Raw genomic sequence first — 19,879 nt, 5'->3', positions numbered from 1 at the left:
TTCTTGGCGCAAGATAGCCGCCGTAGGCGGAGGCCCAGCGGGCCTTCTGCAACGTTCCCCACCGCGGCGCGCAGCGTGTGAATCAGGCGGGCATGGACTCGCGGCCGAACGCTTCCAGTTCGCGCACCAGGCTTTGCGCGGCCAGCCTGACCAGCTCGGCACCCTTTTCCGGCGTCGCCAGTCCCGGATCGGAGCCGATACGGCCATCCGGATAGCGCGCGCGGAAGTCCAGCGCTTCGCGGATCGGGCCCGACGGTGCGATCTTCGGCGCATAGTCGGCAATCTTGATGGCGTCCGGAAAAGCCCACTGAGTGATCGCAATCTCGGAAGGCGTGGCGTGCGAGCCGTGGCCAGCCGGGAACTGATTGCGCGCCAGCTCGCCGACGCCTTCCAGGTCCCACCAGTTGCACAGCTTTAGCGCGAAGCCCGCGCGGCGCCTGGCGAAGCTCGCCTCGGCGTAGAGCTCGGAGAACGCGGCTTCAATTGATGCCACATTGCCCCCGTGGCCGTTCAGGAACAGGATCTTCTCGAAGCCATGCCCGGCCAGCGAGCGGACCCAGTCACCGATCGCGGCGATAAAGGTCGAGGGGCGCAGGGAAATGGTCCCCGGAAAGGCGAGGTGATGCTGCGCCATACCGATATTGAACGTCGGTGCCACCAGGACATCGGCCCCCTTCTCCGCTTCATTGGCGATGATTTCCGGGCACAGCCAGTCGGTGCCGAGCAGCCCGGTCGGTCCGTGCTGCTCGTTCGAGCCGATCGGAACCACGATGGTACGGCTGCGCGCCAGGTATTGCTCGATTTCAGCCCAGGTTGAAAGATGCAAGCGCATTGCTACTCCTTTTGATCTCCGGTGCGTCCGGACACGATACTTGATTCATGCCGCCTGGCGCAGGTTCAGCGCTTGGCCGGCAGCTTGTTGGCAAGGACGATCACGGCGGCGAGCAACGGCAGCGAAGCCATCAGCAGCACCCCATAACTTAGGCTGCCGGTCGCGCCCTTGGTCCAGCCGATGACGGCAGGACCCCAGAAACCGCCCGACAAGCCAATGGTATTGATCAGCGCGATGCCGCCCGCCGCCGCCGGACCCTTGATGTATTCGGCGGGCATGGCCCAGAACACCGTGTAGGCCATCCACAGCCCCATCGTGGCGAGCGTCAGCAATGCCAGCGTCACGAACAGGTTTCCATCCGTTGCAAACGAGGCCGCCAGCAGCACCGCCGCGCCCAGCGCAGGCACCGCGCAGTGGAAGCGCCGCTCCCCGACCCGGTCAGACCTGCGGCCCATGAAGACCATGCCAAAGGCGGCAGCCAGGTAGGGGATGGCCGAGTACCAGCCAAGCTGCACCGTATCGTTCACGCCCTGTGCCTTGATGAGGCTCGGAAGCCAGAAGCTGATGGCGTAGATGGTTGCGATGATGCAGAAGTATGCCAGGGCCAGCACGTAGACCCGCGCGTCCTTCGCCACGGCCTTGAAGGAATGCTTGTGCGCCGCCGCGGGACTCAGCTCGGCTTCAAGCAGGCGCCGTTCCTGTTCGCTCAGCCAGCTGGCCTGGGCGGGCCGATCCGGCACCAGCCGCAAAGCCATCACACCGAGCAGGATGCAGGGCAGGCCCTCGACCAGGAACATCCACTGCCAGCCCGCGAGACCGGCCTGGCCGGCGAGCGCGGTCATCAGCCACGCCGACACCGGACCCCCGACGATCCCGCCGATCGGGCCCGCCAGGAAGACGATCGCGATGGCGCGGGCCATGCGTTGCGGACCGTACCAGCACGACAGGTAATAGATCATGCCCGGGGCGAATCCCGCCTCGAACACGCCGAGCAGGAAGCGCATGGCGTAGAACGTCGGCACGTTGCGCACGAACAGCATGCAGGCGGAGGTAATGCCCCACAGCACCAGGATGCGGCTGAACGTCTTGCGCGCGCCGACCCGCGGCAGCATCAGGTTGCTGGGCAACTCGAACAGCACGTAGCCGATAAAGAAAATCCCCGCGCCCACGCCGTACGCGGCATCGGAGAAGCCCAGGTCACTTTGCATCTGCAGCTTGGCGAAGCCGACATTGACCCGGTCCAGATAGGCGAACAGGTAACAGACCAGCAGGAAAGGCAGCAAGCGCCAGTTGATCTTGCTGTACAGCGAGGAAGCGTCGGAAGCGCCGTCGGCGGCGCTCGAGGTGGGAATTGCCAGCATGCTGCCTGTCTCCTGTGGTTGCGTGTCGTCTGCATGTTTTTCTGGCCTGAAGTCTGGCAGCCGGAGAGGGGCAGGCAAAGAGCAACTAAGTCCACGGTTCGTTCCCTTTTGAGCAACGGATTTTCCGCCGAGTGCCGCAAGTGCCGCGCAAGGGCCTCCGGCTTCAGGTATCGTCAGCGCGGTCAGAAAGCGAAGCGGAGCGTTTCGACATGCGAGAGATCAACCAGCAGCGGTTGCGATACTTCCGGGAAGTCGTGGCTCACGGCACCATCCGGGGGGCCGCGGAAAGCCTCAATACCTCGCCGTCCGTGATCACCCGGCAGATCAGGCTGCTCGAGGAAGAACTCGGCGCGACGCTGTTCGAGCGCGAGCCGCGTGGCCTCAAGCCGACTGCGGCGGCTGCGCACCTGCTCGAGTTCTGGCGTGGCTATCGCTCGCACCAGGAGAAGCTCGAAGACCAGTTGCATTCACTGAAGGGCTTGCAGCAAGGCGAGGTCCGGCTGGTGCTGAGCGAAGGCTATGTGGACCTCCTGGTCAACGAAGTCCTTGCGCAGTTCTGCGCCCGGTATCCGAAGCTCGATATCCACATGGACATCCTGGCGGTGGACGGCGTGCTGCAGGAAGTCGCCGAAAGCCGCGCACATATCGGGCTGGCGTACAATCCGCCGCCCCATCCGCGCGTCGAGTACCGCGCGAGTGCGGCGCAGCCGGTGGTCCTGCTGGTCCGCCCCGACCATCCGCTTGCCGTGCGCGGCGGCGCGGCCAGCCTCCAGGATCTGCAGGCCTACCCGCTCGCGATCATGCCGGCATCTTTCGGCGTGGGTCATGCACTGAGCATGGTGGAGTTTGCCGAGAACATCTCGATCCGGGCGACGCTGGTCAGCAATTCGCTGACGGCCCTGAAGCAGTTCGTCGGCTACAACAATTTCATGACGCTGATCGGTGAATTTGCCGCCTATCGCGAGATCGCGGCAGGCACGCTCGCCGTCGTGCCGATCGATCACCCGCTGTTCATGGGCACCCAGGCAAGGCTGATGGTGAAGGCCGGCCGGCCATTGCCGGCGGCTGCGCTCGAACTGCTAAGCCATATCACGCGGCACATGTCCATGTTTGCCAGGACCACGCCCGGCGCGGATTAGCCGGATCCCTCGTTCTCCAGCCGCAGCATCCGCAACTGGATCGCCGCCGCCAGCTCCATCAGTGGCCCGGCCAGCGCGGCCTCGGCGGCTTCCACGGCCCCGGCGCCTGGCTGCGTCGATACGCTCACGTTCAATACGTGGATGCCATAGCCGCGAAAGCGCATGGGCGTCACCATGGCAAGGACCTGAGGCTGCCAGGAGATCGTGCCGAGCGCTACACCAAGCCAAGCTGCTGCAAAGCAGCACCCGTGTCGATGAGCGAACACATTGGCATCCGGCGGCAAGCCAACCCCATTTTGAGTGTTGCCATGCCTGCCCGGAACGCTGCAAGCGGCCGTGGCCCACGGCCTGAATCCCACCATTACCAACCATCGGTTGTCATTGAATCGCTACTCATCGCTCTACTGTGTTGAGTAGCTGGCTCCTACATTGAACCCAACGGCGACGCACCAATCCAGCGAAGCCGCAAACGAGGTTCTTCCTACCAAGATTCAGGAGCTGATCATGATTTCCCATTTCGCCCGTATTCTTGTTGTTGCGTCGACGACCCTGACCGTTGCTGCCGCGCTGTCGGGCGGCTACGCCCACGCAGGAGAAGTCGTTGTGGCCGGCATGGACCGGACAGGTGTGTCCGCGTCGCCCGCTCGCAAGCCCGATCCGTTCACGGACGGTGCGCGCATCGGTGCTTACGACTTGTACACCGACGGCGCCCGCGCCGGCGAGTCGGACTCGTTCACCAAGGGACTCTGATGCCGCAGGCCTACGCCTCACCTTCGGCTGTCGCCATTTCCATCCACTCATGCCAGCTCCTGCAGCATTGTCGGCACCAGCTCGGATACCGTGGGATGGATGTGCATGGCGCGGCTGATGGTGGTATAGGGCGCCCCGGCATACATCACGTCGAGCAGGGAGTGAATCACCTCGTCGCCGTTCAGACCCAGGATTGCCGCGCCCAGGATCAAGCGGCTGTCGGCGTCGACCACCACCTTCATGAAACCCTGGCTTTCGCCCTTTTCCACGGCGCGCCCGACGCGGCTCATGGGGCGCCTGCCGACAAGAACGTTGCGCCCGGACTGGCGGGCCTCCGTTTCAGTCATGCCGGCGCGCCCGAGCGGGGGATCGGTGAACAAGGCATAGGCCGTGATGCGGTCCGCAACCGTGCGAGGATCGTTGTCGAGCAAGTTGGCGGCGACGATTTCGTGGTCGTGATACGACGTATGCGTGAAGGCCCCGCGGCCGTTGCAGTCACCCAGCGCCCAGATGCCGGGGACGCTGGTGCGCAACTGTTCATCCACCTTGATATAGCCCCGCTCGTCGGTTTCGACCCCTGCCTTGTCGAGTCCCAGGTCTGCCGTGTTGGGTACCCTCCCCACTGCCAGGAGCAGGTGCGAGCCATTGACGTCGCGCGAACCAGACGCGCAATCGAGCCCGACGGAGATGCCTGCTCCCGCCCGGCGGGCAGTCAGGCAGTTGGCATCGAGGCGGATTTCGACCCCCTCCCGCTCCAGGATCTCCCGCACCGCCTCCGACACGTCTTCGTCCTCGCGCTGGATCAGGCGCGGGCCTTTTTCCACCACGGTGACCCTGGCGCCAAAGCGTCGGTACATCTGGGCAAACTCCAGGCCTATGTAGCTGCCGCCAATGACGACCAGATGCTCGGGCAGGTAGTCAACGTTCATCATGCCCGCATTGGTCAGGTACGCCACTTCGTCGAGCCCGGGCATCGGCGGAACGAGGGCCCGGCCACCGACGTTGATAAAGATCCGCTCAGCTTCCAGCAGTTCGCCATTGACGCGCACGGTGTGCGCGCTTTCGAAGCGGGCGTGCCCCTGATAGACGGTGCCGTTGGCCAGGCCGCGCATCCACTGTTCCACGCCACTGGCGGAGCGCCCGGCGATTTCGTCCTTGCGCGCCTTCACCTGCCTCATGTCGATGGCAACCGGCCCACCGATCGTCACGCCATAGTCGCCCGCGCGCCGCGCAAGATGGGCCGCATACGCGCTCGCGATCAGGGTCTTGGTCGGGATGCAACCGGTGTTCACGCACGTGCCGCCAAAGTTCGCACGTTCGATGACTGCCACTTTCTTGCCTGCGCCGGACAGCCGCGCGGCCAGCGCGGGGCCAGCTTGTCCGGTGCCGATGATGATCGCGTCGAATACCTGAGCCATCACGCTTCTCCTTACCTTGTGCCGGGGCCGCTACACAAGCCAAGCGCAGCGGTGCGCTCCCGCTGTGGATCTGGGAGCGATGCTGGCTGCGCGCTCGTCAAAGCAAAGTCAACTTTAGGTGAATTGGGTCACGGCAGGCAGGCGAGGTGATGGCTCCGTCCAGCGTCATGTCATGGAAGAAGCCCCGCGCAGTTCAGTGTGACTGGGCCTCGATTCAATCAGAAATCAGATCGGCAAAAATTTCACTTGTAATGAGATCGATTCCCATTTACTATTCGATCACTGCCTGACGCACGGTGCTTCACCACCCAGGCAGCCCGGCCAGCACCGAGGCCGCCGCGGCAAGCGGCACCGCCCCGAACCCTGGCAGGACAGAATTTCCGGACGCCGCCACGTGCCATGCCACGCGGCATCCGATACCGACTTTTGTGGGGACCGCTCCGTCACGCGGAGCGTTTGGCAGTAGCCAGTCTTCGGAAGATCGGGAAAGCAACCAGACCCCGCTTTCCCGATCGCGTCTTCCGCAGGCAAGCCAGGCCGCCTTTTTATTCAGCGCGTCGTGCAGGCACGGCGTGCCGCCAGGGACGCCAGCGCTGCGCGCGGCCGGCCCTGGCGCTCCAGCCTGAATATCCCGCCAAGCCATCGACGCCGCCGTGCGCGGCGACGGGCACGGTGCCGCCCTGTCCGATGCGGGGCAACAGCAGCATTCCAATGTCATCCGCCATGTCATCCGAACAGTCCAGCCCGATCCACCTCAAGCGCGCGGGCCTGAAGGCTACGTCGCCGCGGATGCGGATCCTTGAAGTGTTCCGCACCAGCGCACGGCGCCATCTCAGTGCGGAGGATGTCTACCGCATCCTGCTGACCCAGGACGAGGATGCGGGACTGTCTACCGTGTACCGGGTGCTCAACCAGCTGGTGCAGGCCGACATCCTGCTGCGGCACACCTTCGAGTCCGACCACGCCGTGTTCGAACTCAACGAAGGCGGCCACCATGACCACCTGATCTGCGTTGCCTGCGGCCGCGTGGAGGAATTCCGCGACGAAAGCATCGAGCAACGCCAGCGCCAGGTGGCCGCCGACAACGCCTTTATTTTGCGCGAGCACATGCTGGTGCTGTACGGCGTCTGCCCCGAGTGCCGTGCCGGCGCGGCGGACGAAACGCATCTGTCCGCGGCGCTGCCCACGCAAGCCTGAACGCGCCCGAGGTCCGCGTAGACATAGCGATGCCGCGCCCTGACGGAGCCATCATGAAGCGCCTGACCAAGCCGCTATCCGAACTGGAACGCCTGCTCAGCGTGTACCTGAGGCAGGAACCCGGCTGCCATGACTGCCAACTGCGGGCGGTGTGCGTGCACCGGCCCGACCACACCGGCTGCAACTGGAGCGCCGAGGTCGATTTCCCCGAACGTACCGAGGCCGACGCCATCCGTCATTGGCGCCAGGCGCGCCGCGTCGTGATGATGGTGCGGGAGCAGTACAACGTCGCCGCGGGAACGACGGCGGGAGCGCCAGCGCGCCCAGGGGCGGCTTGCTGACAGGTCAGCGTTTCGCCGGCATCCCCACCGCCGCCGCCGCCGGCACGTCGGCCATCACCGGCCGCAGCACCAGCCACACCGCCAGGCCGATCAGCGCGCCGCCAGCGGCATGGGCCCACGATAGCGCCTCGCCCAGGAACAGTGCGCCCCAGACCATGCCGAACGGCGGAATCAGGAAGGTCACGGTCAGCGAGCGCACCGGGCCAAGGTCGGCAATCAGCCGGTAATAGAGGATGTAGGCCAGCGCCGTGCAGAGCACGCCAAGGCCCGCCATGGCCCACCACACTCCGGCGCCGGCCTCGGGCAGGGTGTTGTGGCGCCACAGCGCAGCGGCGCAAAACGGCAGCAGGAACAGCGTCGCGCCGACCATGCTGCCGGCGGCGACCAGGCGGCTGTCCAGGCCGCCGCGCTGGGTGATCCAGCGCCGCGCCAGGAAGCCGGACAGGCCGTAGCAGGCGGTCGCCACCAGGCAAGCCAGCGCGCCGAGCAGCAGCTCGGTCGAGAACGCGACCGGGCCGGTGCGCGTCAGCACCGCCACGCCGGCCACGCCCAGCATCACGCCCAGCGCCTTGGCGCGCGTCAGCCGTTCGGAAAAGGCCAGCGCGCCGATCACGACGCCCATCAGCGGCGTCATGGCATTGAACACCGCCGAATAGCCGGCGGGCAGCCACAGCGCCGCCACCGCGTACATGGCGAACGGAATGCCGGAGTTGATCACGCCCAGTGTGAGCACCGCCGGCCATTTGGCGCGCATGTCCCAGCGCAGTCCCAACAACGGCAGGCATACGGCGAGCGTGATGGCGGCAACGAGCACGCGCACGAAAGCGGCCGGCATCGGGCCGAGCACCGGCGCGCCAATGCGGATGAACAGAAAACTGGCGCCCCAAATGGCGGCCAAGGTGAGCAGGCGTGCGAGATCGGCGGGCTTCATGAGGAGGCGGCGGCGAGCTGCGTCGCCACGGCAAGATGAGGGTGTCGCGATTTGACGCTGGTGGTGGCACGGGCGCAAGCCGGATTCGGACATCTGCATCTTGTTGCATGCGATGAATGCGGCACATGTGAGTCGCTTTTTCGCTGCAGTTGAGGGATCTACCTCACATCAGGCTGCCTTTTTGGGCACAATGGCAGACAATTGCAGGGCGTTCCCTTCGAACCGCCTACACCCATACCCCTCCATGGGAGGGGTGTCGAATCAGACAGGTGACAAGCCGTATTCAATTAAATTAAACTCTGGTCTGCGCCAGAGTTAATTGACCCCTCCGACGCATTCCCGACAAGCCGCCAGGGCACCTGGCGGCTTCTTTTTTGCCTGCGCCGTCTAAAGTGAATTATCCGCCATACGCTGCACGGCAAACCCGGCTACCGGCAGCGTTTCCGCTGTTGGCGGCACAACGTCCGCAAACCCAAACATCCAGCATGCCGCCCGCGTCAACCGCCGGTACGGCTGCCGCGTTGCCAGATTTCATGAAACGACAGTTCCTGGGCCTGCTTGCCCGCGTCTACGTCCTGCAATTTGCCCTGGAAGTCCCCGCCACGGTAGCCATGCTCGCCGACATGCTGCTGGAGTACGGCTTCCAAGTCGACATCGGCACCGTGCGTCCCCTGCTGCGCGCCCTGCAGATGGAGGGCTATCTCGAAAGCGTGCTGCGCGACGGCATCGGCCGCGTCTACCTGCTGACCGAGCGCGGCCGCGAGGAACTGGCGGCCAGCCGCCAGCGCATCGACGAACTGTACCGCCGCCTGCACGCCGAGCTTCCCACCCCCGACACGCCGCGCGAAGCCTGACCGGTCCGCGCATTCACTAAGCCGCCCAACCGCACTGAGCGTACCCGTTTCTGCGAGGTCGCAGTCCGGCGTGTCCGGCCTATTGCCGCGGGGCGGCCTGGTCGGCCAGCGGCGTTTCCAGGCCTGTCTCCAGCAGCTGGCGCAAGGCGTGCGGCGCCACCGCCTGGCAGAACAGGAAGCCCTGCACGCCGTCGCAGCCCTGCGACCGCAGGAACTCGAACTGCGCCGCGGTTTCCACCCCTTCGGCAACCACCTTCAGGTGCAACTGGTGCCCGAGCGCGATGATCGCCGCAGCCACCGCCTGGTCGTGGCCGGGCGTGGCCACGTCGTCGACGAAGGACTTGTCGATTTTGAGCCGGTCGATCGGCAGCCGGGTCAGGTAGTTCAGGCCGGAATAGCCGGTGCCGAAATCGTCGATCGACAGCGCCACGCCAAGCGCGCGCAGCCGACGGAAGGTCTCGATGGTGGTCTCGCCGCCGTCGACGAGGATGCCTTCGGTGACCTCGATCACCAGTTGCCGCGGCGGCAGGCCGGCCTGCTCCAGGCAGCGCGCCACGGTGTCCGGGAAGCCGGCCTGGCGCAGCTGCAGCGGCGAGATATTGACCGCCACTTCGATGTCGCGGCCCAACGCCTCGCGCAGCGCCTGGATCTCGCGGCAGGCGGTGGCCAGCGTCCATTCGCCCAGCGGCGCGACCAGCCCGCTTTGCTCGGCGATGGGGATGAACTCGGACGGCTGCATCGGGCCGCGTTCGGGCGTTTCCCAGGCGATCAGCGCCTCGACGCCGGTAATCTCTTTCGTGGCGGTATCGACGATGGGCTGGTAGCGCAGCCGGAATTCATTGCCGGCCAGCGCGCGGCGCAGCAGCCCTTCGATGGTGAAGCGCGCCAGCGAGGCCTCCGCCATCGACGCGGCAAAGCGGCACAGCTGGGCGCGGCCACCCTGCTTGGCGGCATAGACGGCGGCGTCGGCGGACTTCATCAGCTCGGTCAGCGAATCGCCGTCTTCGGGGAAGATCGCCATGCCGATCGACAGGGTCACGCGCAGGCGCTGCCCGCCGGCCAGCAGTTCCTCATTGACCCGCGCCTGGATCTTGGCGGCGATCAGCTCGGCCTCGCTGTCGTCGCGCAGGCCGCCCAGCACCACGCCGAATTCGTCGCCGCCCATGCGCGCCACCAGGTCGCCCTGGCGCACCGCGCCCTTGAGGCGGTCGGCCATGGTGCGCAGCACGTCGTCGCCGACCGGGTGGCCGAGTGAATCATTGATGTGCTTGAAGTGGTCCAGGTCCAGCAGCAGCAGCGCCACGCGTTCGCCGTGGCGGCGCGCGTGCAGCAGCATGGGCTGTGCGCGCTCGTTGAGTTCGGCGCGGTTGGGCAGGCCGGTCAGCGGGTCGTGCAGCGCCAGGTGGCGGATGTATTCGTCGACACGGCGGCGTTCGGTCAGGTCGTAGGCGATGGCCTGGTAGCCTGCCGGCGGCCCGTCCGGCTGCGCGGCCAGCGCCGACACGGATACCTGCACCGGCAGGCGCGACCCGCCCTTGCGCACCCAGGTCCATTCGCCTTCGTCGGTCAGCCCGAGCCGCGCCTTGGCGACCAGCGCGGGCATGCCGGCCGGCACCGGTTCGCCCAGCTCCTGGCTGAGCGCGCGCGCGTGCGCCGCCAGTTCGTCGGCGAGATGCAGCCCGGTGACCGGCATGCGGCCGACCAGCTCGGCGGTGGTGTACCACAGCATGCGCGTGCCTGCGGCATTGACGCTGGTGATCACGCCGTCGTCGCCGAAGGTGATGACGCCGAAGCTGGCATGGTCGAGCAGCCCGGCGTAGCGCGCGGCCTGGTGCGCGGCGGCCTGGTGCGCGCGCTGCTGCGGCTCCAGGTCGGTGATTGCCCACAGCCAGTGGGCGCCGCTGTCGCTGCTGTCGCCGCCCTCGGCGCTGGGCAGGTGCGCGGCACTGGCGCGCAGCGGGAAACGGCTGCCGTCGCTACGCACGCCGGCCAGCTCTCGCTGCGCGGCGCCGCGGGCCAGGCCAGCGCCATCGGCACCCTCCACGACACCGGTGGCGCCCGGGGCGAGCGTATCGAGGCTACGCCCGACGAGATCGGGCGGCGCGATGCCGAACAGCATGCCGGCGCGCTCGCTGGCACGCACGACCACGCCGTTGGCGTCGGTGAGGACAAAGCCGTCGGCGGATTGCGCCATGCATGCCTGCAGCGTGGCATTGTCGTCTTCCCAGGGGGGGACAGCCTGCGCCTCGCGTTGCCGCGCGGTGCGGCGCTGCCGTGCCAGCGCATAGGCCATGCCGGCCAGCGCCAGCGTGGCGAGCGCGCCCGCGGCCAGCACGGCATACCCCTGGCGCGGGCCATATGCCGCCTCGAACGCGGGACGCGTGGCCGCACGCAGCCTCCACGCGGCGCCACCATAGTGGAACCGGCGCTCGCCGCGCAGCAATGGGGCATTGCCGTCATCGCGATCCGCGGTACCAACCGTATCCGACAGCTGCGGGCCGGGCATGGCAGGCGTGCCCTCGTGCAGCGACAGTTCCAGGTCCGCCAGTGCCGGCGCGCCGATCCCGCGCATCAGGTCGCCCAGCCGCAGCGACACATAGACATAGCCGACCACCGCCTCGCGCCGCTGCGCCAGCGTGCTGGCGGCCACGCCGCCACCGTAGACCGGCAGGAACAGCAGCGCGCCGCGCTGGCGCTCCTGCGCCTCGGCCTCGCGCACCAGGTCGAGCCCGCGCGTCAGCCGGGGCTCGCCGCTGTCGCGCGCCGCTTCCATCGCGGCACGACGGGACGGCTCGGACAGCAGGTCAAAGCCGGCGGCGCGGGCGTTGCGCCCGGCCAGCGGCTCCACGTAGAGGATGGGCGCGTAGAGCCTGCGCGGGCCGGCGGGATGGATCCGGTAATCGGTCAGGCCATCGGCGCGCGCGGCCGCGATCAGGGGTTGGACCTGGCGCGGCGCCGTCAGCGGTGCGTAGCCGATCGATTGTGTGCCGGGCGGCAGCTCATCGAGCTGGGCGGTATAGAGATAGTTGCGCCATTGCGCGCGCGAAGTTGCCGGATTGGCCGTCATCAGGCCCGCCACGCCGCGCAGCAGCCGCTCGTTCTCGAGCATGCGCTCGCGCAGTGCACTGCTGGCCTGGCTCAGCCGCGCATCGAAATGCTGCTGGGCCAGCCGCTGCTCGAATTGCTGTACCTGGCGCCACGCCCCCGCGGTCAGCAGCGCCCCGCCTGCCGCGACCAGCAGCGACAGCAAGGCAGGGGGAAGCGCAGTCAGTCTCATGGTCTTCGTGAACGGTCTGGCGCCAGCGACGCGCGCCTGCCACGGAACCCGTCAGGCTGGCCAGCGCCCGGCAAACGGCTGCGTGCCTTGCGATAACGCGGCACTATACCGCGACGGATGCACAAGGCACAGTCCCGTGCGCGTGACCCGAAGGGGTGTAAGGTGCTGGCCCGATGTGGCGCTCTACCACGGCGGGCCGGTGCAGGACCGCGGGCTGACGCGGCTCGCGGACGTGCTGCTGTACCGCGCCAAGGGTGCCGGGCGCGGGCGCTATGAAATCGGTCCGCCGGACCTGGCCGGCGAACTCAGCCACCAGCCGGGCCGTGGCAGGCCCGTGCCGGGCCGGCGGCCCGTCAATGCAGCGTGCCGCCAGGCTTGCCAGGCACGGTGTTGGCAGTTGCCGCACCGCTGCCTTCCGGCTCGAACGGGACATGGCGCCCGTCGCTGGACTGGTAGCCAAGCTGGGCGTCGGCGCCCAGCATCTTTTCCCAGGCGATCATGGCCTGCGCCACGGCTTCCGGCGCGCCCTTGAACACCACCACATCGTTGCCGCAGCCGGGGCATTCCCCGCCGAACACGGCGTCGATGCCGGGCAGGCCCGGCACGTTGAGGGTGTCGAACTGCTTGAACGCAGTCTTGCAGTGCCCGCAGACCAGCTGCGCCGGACGCAGGGCCTCAATCTTCGCGCGCGCCTGTGCCGCACGCTCTTCGGGGGTGCCCCGTTTCTTTGCCTCGCCCATGATGTCCTTCCTTCCCGTGCTGCCGGTGTGCTTGCCCCGGCGCGGCCACTGTGGCCACGCGGTGCGGTGTGTTGTTGGGTAGCCGACTGGCGGCCTGTCGCGTGCCCGGCCGGAGCCCGGCAATGCGTCATGTTGTCTGCGGCTTCCTGTTAGATGCGGTTGGGGGGACGGTGGTGCCCGACGACCACGCCGGGTGCCGGGCACGATACCCGCGCCCTATCCTCCGGAACGCCTGGCGCAGGCGGCATTGTAACCAGCGCGGCGCTGCAAGTACCGGGCCCGCAGGATCGACTTTCGCCTGCTATTGTGAATAACGATGCCCCGTGACGGCGCCTTTGGGGCGCCCGCATCACCGCGGGCATGCCATGGGACCGGCTTGCCGCCGCCAGGGCGGCGCGGTGCCCTGCGCCCGCCGGCCACGCGCCGGCATTCACGGTTCCATCCACCTACCCCCGAAGGAGGACGCTCGATGATCCGACCCACCGTGCAGGAAAACGCCGCCCGCTACGCCGACTGCATCGCCGCGTGCAACGCCTGTGCCGCCGCCGCGCTGAAATGCGCCGGGGCCTGCCTGGAAGAGCAGGACGTGCACAGGATGGCGCGCTGCATCGCGCTGGACATGGATGTTGCCGGCATCGCGCAGCTGGCCGCCTCCTACATGCTGCGCAACAGCGAGTTCGCGCCGCTGGTCTGCGAGGACTGCGCCGAAGTCTGCAAGTGGTGCAAGGAGGAATGCGAGCGCCATGACGCCGAGCACTGCCAGGAGTGCGCGCGGGCCTGTGCGGTTTGCATGGAGCAGTGCCTCAAGATGACGGCGTAGCCGCGCACCCGCCCGCTGCGTCGGCCGCATGCTGGTTACCCCGGCGGGCAGCATGGACTTGAACGCACGCAGCGCGCCTGCGGCGTAATCTGGCGGACTGCTCGCACGGGCGGTGCGCGGCCTGGCTCCAGACGGCCATGACTTGCCGGCGCCCGCGCTTCCCCACGTTCCTTGCCACGTTCCTTCCATCCGGCAATGCCGGCGCCCGCAGCGCCGCCTCCTGCCTTGAGGAGTCTGTCCATGTCCAGCCCTTCCGCCAGCGACACCCGCATCGAGAAAGACAGCCTGGGCGATGTCCCGGTGCCCGCCGACCACCTCTGGGGCGCGCAGACCGAACGCTCGCGCCAGAACTTCCGCATCGGCGACGAGAAGATGCCGCCGGCGCTGGTCGAGGCCTTTGCCGTCCTGAAGCTGTGCGCGGCCCGCGCCAACCGTGAGCTGGGCGTACTGCCGCCCGAGCTGGCACAGGCCATCGAGCAGGCGGCCACGGAAGTGATCGAAGGCCGCTGGCCGCAGGAGTTTCCGCTGTCGGTCTGGCAGACGGGATCGGGCACACAGACCAACATGAACCTCAACGAGGTCATCGCCAACCGCGCGATCCAGCTGCTCGGCGGAGAAGTCGGCAGCAAGAAGCCGGTGCACCCGAACGACCACGTCAATGCCAGCCAGTCGAGCAACGACAGCTTCCCGACCGCGATGCACATCGCCGCGACGCGCGCGATCCAGCAACAGCTGCTGCCGGCGCTGGAGCAGCTGCAGCAGACCTTTGCGCGCAAGGTGGAAGCCTTCGCCGATATCGTCAAGGTCGGCCGCACGCACCTGCAGGACGCTGTGCCGCTCACGCTGGGCCAGGAGTTCTCGGGCTACATGACGCAAGTCGCCGATGCGCAATCGCGGCTGCAGCAGGCCATGCTGCGCGCCATGCCGGTGGCGCAGGGCGGCACCGCGGTCGGCACCGGGCTGAACGCGCCGCACGGCTTTGCCGTGGCCTTTGCGCGCGCGCTGGCCGATTACACCGGCCTGCCGTTCGAGCCCGCGCCCAACCGCTACGCGCTGCAGGCCTCGCATGATGCGCTGGCCGACCTGTCGGGCGCGCTCAACACCACCGCCTCGTCATTCCTGAAGATCGCGCGCGATTTCATGCTGCTGGGCTCGGGGCCGCGCGCCGGCTTCGCCGAGCTGATCCTGCCGGCCAACGAGCCGGGCTCGTCGATCATGCCGGGCAAGGTCAATCCGACCCAGGCGGAGGCGCTGGCCATGGTGTGCTGCCGCGTGATCGGCAACCACACCACGGTGACGCTGGCCAACGGCCTGGGCACGCTGGAGCTGAATGCGTACAAGCCGGTGATCATCTACAGCCTGCTGCAGTCGGTCAGCCTGCTGGCGGGGGCGGCGTCGAGCTTTGCCGAGCATATGGTCGAGGGCGTCGAGGCCGACCGCGAGCGCATTGCCGAGCTGCTGGAACGCTCGCTGATGCCGGTCACGGCGCTCAACCCGCATATCGGCTACGACAAGGCCGCCGAGATCGCCAAGCTGGCGGTGCAGCGCAACCTGTCCCTGCGGGAAGCGGCGATCGCGTCCGGACATGTGACCGAGGAGCAGTTCCGCGAGTGGATCGACCTGGCCGGCATGACGCGCGAAGTATGAGCCGCGTCGACGCGAGCGCGTGTTGATGGCGGTCGCGCGGCTCAGCCGGGCGTGCCGCCCAGCGGATTGCAGCGCTGGCGCGCCAGCGCTTCGCGCGAATAGCCATGGCGTACGCGCAACTGGTGCTCGACCGCGTCCGCCTGGTCCAGGCAAGCGAAGATCAGGTCATCCTTGAAGCGCTGCGAGACGCCTTTGAGGCGTGGCGCTTCGTAGGCGACCTGGCGCGCACGGCAGCGCAGGAACAGCAGCGTTTCCTGGGTGGCGGCAATCAGCTGGTCATGCTCGATCCGCTTGCATTCGACCAGGTCCTGGGCAGAGGCACTGGCGCCGGCAATGAACAAAGGCACGCACAGCCAGCGGCGCATCAAGCGGTGCATGGCAAACGGGGGCGCGTCGGGCCGGTTGACGGTGTGGATCGCATCATTGCCCAGAGTCGCGTTCGGTGCAAGCGATGGCCAGCCTGAAACGCCGTCACGGGCGGCCGAAACGCGGCACACACTGTTTCGCCGGCTGGACAATCCCCCAAACCCTGATGATACGTTCGCCGTATGCTGCACCTCGGCGCCGAGGTGCGCGCGCCAGCATGGCAATATACGGGGCCGGCCCTTTTTCTTTCCTACTAGCTCTTTCCTACTAGCCATGGACCTCAACGCCTTGCGCCTGTTCGTCGACATCGTCGACGCCGGCAACCTGAGCGCGGCCGCGCGCAAGCTCAAGATGACGCGCGCCAATGTCAGCTACCGGCTGAAGGCGCTGGAAGAAGAGCTGGGCGTGCAGCTGCTGCGGCGGACCACCCGCCATGTCGAGCCCACGCCTGTGGGGGCCGGGCTGTACGAGCACGGGCGCAATATCCTCGGCGAGGTGGCAGCCGCCAATGCGCTGATCAGCAACATGGGCAAGAGCCTGCAGGGCCATGTGCGGCTTTCGGTCCCTACCGGCCTCGGCCATACGCTGCTGTCGCCGCTGATGGTGCAATTCAAGCAGCGCTATCCCGACATCACCCTCGATGTCGTGTTCGACAACCGCGTGCACAACCTGGTGTCCGAGGATGTGGACGTGGCGCTGCGCATCATCTCCACGCCGCCCGATTCGGTCATCGCCACCGAGATTGGCACGGTGGACTGGGTCATCTGCGCTTCGCCCGCCTACCTGGCAAACCATCCCGCGCCCCAGTCACTCGCAGACCTGCAGCAGCATGCGATCGTTTGCGCCTCGCCAGTCGGGCAAAAGCTGAAGGTCGCGGGAACGCGGCCCGGCAGCGAAGCGCAGGAAGCCCGCGACCAGGTGGTGCTGGAACCGACGCTCAGTTCCGATAATTTCGGCTTCCTGAAGGAAGGAGTGGTGGCCGGCCTGGGCATCGGCATCACGCCAATCTACGCGATCGGCGAGGAACTGGCGAGCGGCGGGCTGGTGCAGCTGCTGCCGGATTACCGCATCAGCGTGTTCGGCAGCCGGCTGTACATGCTGACCATGCCAAACCGCTACCAGACGCTGGCGACGCGCTACCTGCTGAACTTCCTGAAAACCGAGCTGCAGGCGGTGTGGCCGCGGCTGCACCGCTAGCGCTGCAAGGCGGATCGGGAGCCGTTGGGCACGGCGCCAGGCACTATATTAGGAACACAAGGATAACCGTAGGCGTATCCCTGTTCTGAGGAGCAACCATGGCCCTGTCTAGCACGCTTGCAAACTGCCTGAGCAGCAAGAATACCCAGTACGACATCATCCGCCACCCCTACACCCTCAGCAGCATGGCCACTGCCGAGGCGGCGCACATTCCCGGAGACCGTCTGGCCAAGACCCTGTTGCTCGAGGACGAGCGCGGCTATGTCGCCGCCGTGATCCCTTCGAGCCATCACCTGCAGCTGGCTGCGATCTGCGAACAGACCGGCCGCGACCTGGTGCTCGCACATGAGGATGAAATCCGCGAGATCTTCAAGGATTGCGACCTTGGCGCGATTCCGCCGGTCGCCATGGCGTATGGCATGCAAACCTATGTGGACGACAGCCTGATGCAGCAGCCCGAGGTGTATTTCGAAGGCGGCGACCACCAGGAACTGGTGCACATGACACGGGACCAGTTCATGGACCTGATGTCGGATGCCACGCCGGGGCACTTCTCGCGCCGCATGATGTAGCGCGGCGACGTTACGGTGCGGCCACCGCGGATCCGCCCGCGGTGGCCGTTTTCGTTTTCATTCATTCGAGGTCCCGCAATGCCGCTGCCGGCGGCGCCGCGCCGGCCAATGCGCGCTCGCTGTCGTCCTTCAGGTCCACGCCCGAGCGCCCGAGTGCCGCGGCACCGCGCAGCAGGAACACCAGCCGTTGCGCGGCCTGCACATAGGACAACCCTTCGGGCCGCACATTGGAGATGCAGTTGCGCTCGGCATCGGTACGGCCGGGCCGCGGGGCGTAGGTCAGGTAGATGCCGAGGCTGTCGGGCGAACTCAGCCCGGGCCGTTCGCCGATCAGCATCACCACCTGACGCGCGCCAAGCACGGCACCGATATCGTCACCGAGCGCGACGCGCGATTGCTCCGCCACCACCACCGGTCCGATACGCCATTCCTGCGGCAGCAGCCGGCACGTTGCTTCCAGCACCGCTATGGCATGGGATTGCGCTGCCAGCGCCGAAAGGCCGTCGGCGATCACGAACACGACATCGGGCGCCTGCTGCGGTCGCGCCGCCGCCAGGCGCTCCCTGCTCGCGTCATCCAGGCCCCGGCCGAGGTCCGGGCGCCGCAGGTAATGGGTGCGGTCGGGCGCTGCGCTATGGACGACCACGTGGTCGCATCCCGCCTGCCGCAGTGCGCCGGCGATGGCATCGGCGTCCAGCGGCAGATGCACGGCATCGCGCGCCTGCGCATGGGCCAGGCCGAACGCGAGCACGGCCTCGGTGGTCTGGCTGTGGCCGGTGCGCCCCAATGCGATGCGCGCGCGCGTGAACTGGCGCAGGCGCTGCCATGGATCGGCGTCGTGCGTAGCGGAGGTATTGGCGCTATTGGCGGTATTGGCGGGGCGCGAAGGAAGGTCGGACATGGCGTGTCGTGAAGAATGGCCGGGGGCGGCCTTACAGGCTGTGCGCCATCTGCAGCAGCGGCTGGCGCTCGGACGGCTCCAGCAACCGGCCGGCGGCATCTGCGATGCCCATGCGCTGCAGCCATTGCTCGAATTCCGGCGCGGGGCGCAGGCCCAGCACTTCGCGCAGGTATAGCGCATCGTGGAACGACGTGCTCTGGTAGTTCAGCATGATGTCGTCGGCGCCGGGCACGCCCATGATGAAGTTGATGCCGGCCACGCCGAACAGCGTCAGCAGCGTGTCCATGTCGTCCTGGTCGGCCTCGGCATGGTTGGTGTAACAGACGTCGCAGCCCATCGGCACGCCCATCAGCTTGCCGCAGAAGTGGTCCTCGAGCCCGGCGCGGATGATCTGCTTGCCGTCGTACAGGTATTCCGGCCCGATAAAGCCCACCACCGTATTGACCAGCAGCGGCGAGAACGCGCGCGCCACGGCGTAGGCGCGCGCCTCCATGGTCTGCTGGTCGACGCCATGGTGAGCATTGGCCGACAGCGCGCTGCCCTGCCCGGTCTCGAAATACATGACGTTGTCGCCGACGGTGCCGCGCGCCAGGCCCTGGGCGGCGTCGTGGGCCTCGGCCAGCAGCGCCAGGCTGATGCCGAAGGCCGTATTGGCGCGTTCGCTGCCCGCCACCGACTGGAACACCAGGTCGACCGGCGCGCCCTGCGCGATCGCGCGCAGCGTGTTGGTGACGTGGGTCAGCACGCACGACTGCGTCGGGATATCGAAGCGGCTGCGCAGCGCATCGAGCATATGCAGCAGCGAAACAATGGCGCCCAGGTTGTCCGAGGCCGGGTTGATGCCGATGGTGGCGTCGCCGCAGCCGTACAGCAGGCCGTCGATGACGGAAGCGGCAATGCCCTTGGGGTCGTCGGTAGGATGGTTCGGCTGCAGCCGCACCGCCAGCCGCCCCGGCAGTCCGACGGTATTGCGAAAGCGCGTCACCACCTGGCATTTGCGCGCCACCGCTACCAGGTCCTGGTTGCGCATCAGCTTGCTGACCGCGGCCGCGATCTCGGGGGTGATGCCCGGCGCGACGCGCGCCAGCGTGGCGCTGTCGGTCTCGTGCCGCAGCAGCCAGTCGCGCAGGTCGCCGACGGTCGTGGCACCGATCGCGGCAAAAGCGCAAGCGTCATGCCGGTCGACGATCAACCGCGTGATTTCGTCCGCCTCATACGGCACCAGCGCCTCATTGAGGAATTGCGTCAGCGGCACGTCGGCCAGCGCCAGGCGCGCGGCCATACGCTCCTGCTCGCTGGCGGCGGCGATGCCGGCGAGCGCATCGCCGGAGCGCGCCGGGCTGGCCTTGGCCAGCAGCGTGCGCAAGCTGTCGAAGACATGGCGCTGACTGCCGATGGTGTGGGTATATGCCATGGGGAATGCGGTTCCGATGCCGGGGCCAATGCGGGGGCCGATGCCCCTAATATAGTCACCGTTGCGGCACCTGGCTGGCGCGGCGATACGAAAAGCGGAGCAATTCCCATGCCGGCTGGCGC

At 67.3% G+C, this 19,879-nt stretch carries 18 protein-coding genes and 1 pseudogene; 9 read left to right on the top strand and 10 right to left on the bottom strand.

What is annotated here, in order from left to right; all coding sequences use genetic code 11:
• Positions 1 to 82: 82 nt before the first annotated feature.
• Together E0W60_RS06630 and E0W60_RS06625 are read right to left on the bottom strand one after the other, a co-directional pair.
• The gene (locus E0W60_RS06630; RefSeq protein WP_135703422.1) at positions 83 to 832 is read right to left on the bottom strand and encodes a creatininase family protein; all 750 of its coding nucleotides are present in this window, start codon (positions 830 to 832) and stop codon (positions 83 to 85) included.
• 65 nt (positions 833 to 897) lie between these two features.
• On the bottom strand, positions 898 to 2,193 hold the full coding sequence (locus E0W60_RS06625) for an MFS transporter (protein WP_133097079.1): 1,296 nt from the start codon (positions 2,191 to 2,193) through the stop codon (positions 898 to 900).
• A gap of 209 nt (positions 2,194 to 2,402) precedes the next feature.
• On the opposite strand from E0W60_RS06625, the gene E0W60_RS06620 reads away from it, so the two are divergent.
• On the top strand, positions 2,403 to 3,332 hold the full coding sequence (locus E0W60_RS06620; RefSeq protein WP_133097080.1) for a LysR family transcriptional regulator: 930 nt from the start codon (positions 2,403 to 2,405) through the stop codon (positions 3,330 to 3,332).
• On the opposite strand, the gene E0W60_RS06615 is transcribed toward E0W60_RS06620, so the two are convergent.
• A complete protein-coding gene (locus E0W60_RS06615; RefSeq protein ID WP_240745755.1) occupies positions 3,329 to 3,508 on the bottom strand; it encodes a hypothetical protein in 180 nt (59 codons plus the stop codon). The genes E0W60_RS06620 and E0W60_RS06615 overlap by 4 nt on opposite strands.
• Positions 3,509 to 3,923: 415 nt before the next feature.
• Between E0W60_RS06615 and E0W60_RS38315 the strand changes: the two are divergent.
• Positions 3,924 to 4,082, top strand: a pseudogene (locus tag E0W60_RS38315) (copper resistance protein CopQ); the annotation flags it as partial.
• A gap of 47 nt (positions 4,083 to 4,129) precedes the next feature.
• Here the strand turns inward: E0W60_RS38315 and E0W60_RS06605 are convergent.
• Complete coding sequence (locus tag E0W60_RS06605) at positions 4,130 to 5,500, bottom strand: FAD-containing oxidoreductase (protein WP_135703420.1); 1,371 nt, start codon at positions 5,498 to 5,500, stop codon at positions 4,130 to 4,132.
• Positions 5,501 to 6,223: 723 nt separating this feature from the next.
• Between E0W60_RS06605 and fur the strand changes: the two genes are divergently transcribed.
• Together fur and E0W60_RS06595 are read left to right on the top strand one after the other, a co-directional pair.
• On the top strand, positions 6,224 to 6,697 hold the full coding sequence (gene fur, locus E0W60_RS06600; protein WP_240745754.1) for a ferric iron uptake transcriptional regulator: 474 nt from the start codon (positions 6,224 to 6,226) through the stop codon (positions 6,695 to 6,697).
• Between the two features lie 53 nt (positions 6,698 to 6,750).
• Positions 6,751 to 7,038 carry a hypothetical protein gene (locus tag E0W60_RS06595; protein WP_133097082.1) on the top strand — a complete coding sequence of 96 codons (288 nt, stop codon included), beginning with the start codon at positions 6,751 to 6,753 and terminating at the stop codon, positions 7,036 to 7,038.
• A gap of 4 nt (positions 7,039 to 7,042) precedes the next feature.
• Here E0W60_RS06595 and E0W60_RS06590 read toward each other — a convergent pair whose 3' ends face one another.
• Positions 7,043 to 7,969, bottom strand: a complete 927-nt coding sequence (locus E0W60_RS06590; RefSeq protein WP_135703419.1) for a DMT family transporter — start codon at positions 7,967 to 7,969, stop codon at positions 7,043 to 7,045.
• A 533-nt stretch (positions 7,970 to 8,502) separates the two neighbouring features.
• Between E0W60_RS06590 and E0W60_RS06585 the strand changes: the two genes are divergently transcribed.
• Positions 8,503 to 8,823 carry a PadR family transcriptional regulator gene (locus E0W60_RS06585; protein WP_133097084.1) on the top strand — a complete coding sequence of 107 codons (321 nt, stop codon included), beginning with the start codon at positions 8,503 to 8,505 and terminating at the stop codon, positions 8,821 to 8,823.
• 79 nt (positions 8,824 to 8,902) lie between these two features.
• Here the strand turns inward: E0W60_RS06585 and E0W60_RS06580 are convergent, their stop codons facing one another.
• Both E0W60_RS06580 and E0W60_RS06575 read right to left on the bottom strand, forming a co-directional pair.
• Positions 8,903 to 12,100 (bottom strand): bifunctional diguanylate cyclase/phosphodiesterase, encoded by a 3,198-nt coding sequence (locus tag E0W60_RS06580; protein WP_135703418.1) that lies wholly within the window; start codon positions 12,098 to 12,100, stop codon positions 8,903 to 8,905.
• 353 nt (positions 12,101 to 12,453) lie between these two features.
• Positions 12,454 to 12,840: a hypothetical protein gene (locus E0W60_RS06575; protein ID WP_133097086.1), complete on the bottom strand. Its 387-nt coding sequence runs from the start codon at positions 12,838 to 12,840 to the stop codon at positions 12,454 to 12,456.
• A 469-nt stretch (positions 12,841 to 13,309) separates the two neighbouring features.
• On the opposite strand from E0W60_RS06575, the gene E0W60_RS06570 reads away from it, so the two are divergent.
• Together E0W60_RS06570 and fumC are read left to right on the top strand one after the other, a co-directional pair.
• Positions 13,310 to 13,660, top strand: a complete 351-nt coding sequence (locus E0W60_RS06570; protein WP_133097087.1) for a four-helix bundle copper-binding protein — start codon at positions 13,310 to 13,312, stop codon at positions 13,658 to 13,660.
• A 240-nt stretch (positions 13,661 to 13,900) separates the two neighbouring features.
• The gene (gene fumC / locus E0W60_RS06565; RefSeq protein ID WP_135703417.1) at positions 13,901 to 15,307 is read left to right on the top strand and encodes a class II fumarate hydratase; all 1,407 of its coding nucleotides are present in this window, start codon (positions 13,901 to 13,903) and stop codon (positions 15,305 to 15,307) included.
• Positions 15,308 to 15,348: 41 nt separating this feature from the next.
• Here the strand turns inward: fumC and E0W60_RS06560 are convergent, their stop codons facing one another.
• The gene (locus tag E0W60_RS06560; RefSeq protein WP_133097089.1) at positions 15,349 to 15,684 is read right to left on the bottom strand and encodes a hypothetical protein; all 336 of its coding nucleotides are present in this window, start codon (positions 15,682 to 15,684) and stop codon (positions 15,349 to 15,351) included.
• Between the two features lie 262 nt (positions 15,685 to 15,946).
• Here E0W60_RS06560 and E0W60_RS06555 point away from each other — a divergent pair, with 262 nt between their 5' ends.
• Both E0W60_RS06555 and E0W60_RS06550 read left to right on the top strand, forming a co-directional pair.
• Entirely contained in the window at positions 15,947 to 16,870 is a 924-nt protein-coding gene (locus E0W60_RS06555; protein WP_133097090.1) for a LysR family transcriptional regulator, read from the top strand.
• Positions 16,871 to 16,968: 98 nt separating this feature from the next.
• Positions 16,969 to 17,442 (top strand): aminoacyl-tRNA deacylase, encoded by a 474-nt coding sequence (locus E0W60_RS06550; RefSeq protein WP_133097091.1) that lies wholly within the window; start codon positions 16,969 to 16,971, stop codon positions 17,440 to 17,442.
• A 61-nt stretch (positions 17,443 to 17,503) separates the two neighbouring features.
• Here the strand turns inward: E0W60_RS06550 and eutC are convergent, their stop codons facing one another.
• Together eutC and E0W60_RS06540 are read right to left on the bottom strand one after the other, a co-directional pair.
• The gene (gene eutC, locus E0W60_RS06545) at positions 17,504 to 18,343 is read right to left on the bottom strand and encodes an ethanolamine ammonia-lyase subunit EutC (protein WP_135703416.1); all 840 of its coding nucleotides are present in this window, start codon (positions 18,341 to 18,343) and stop codon (positions 17,504 to 17,506) included.
• A gap of 31 nt (positions 18,344 to 18,374) precedes the next feature.
• Complete coding sequence (locus tag E0W60_RS06540) at positions 18,375 to 19,757, bottom strand: ethanolamine ammonia-lyase subunit EutB (protein WP_133097093.1); 1,383 nt, start codon at positions 19,755 to 19,757, stop codon at positions 18,375 to 18,377.
• Positions 19,758 to 19,879 lie beyond the last annotated feature (122 nt).

The sequence above is a fragment of the Cupriavidus oxalaticus genome (genome assembly GCF_004768545.1).
GTDB classification, from domain to species: domain Bacteria; phylum Pseudomonadota; class Gammaproteobacteria; order Burkholderiales; family Burkholderiaceae; genus Cupriavidus; species Cupriavidus oxalaticus_A.
The sequence above is the reverse complement of the archived record's forward strand: the minus strand, read 5'-3'. Positions and strand labels throughout refer to the sequence as shown.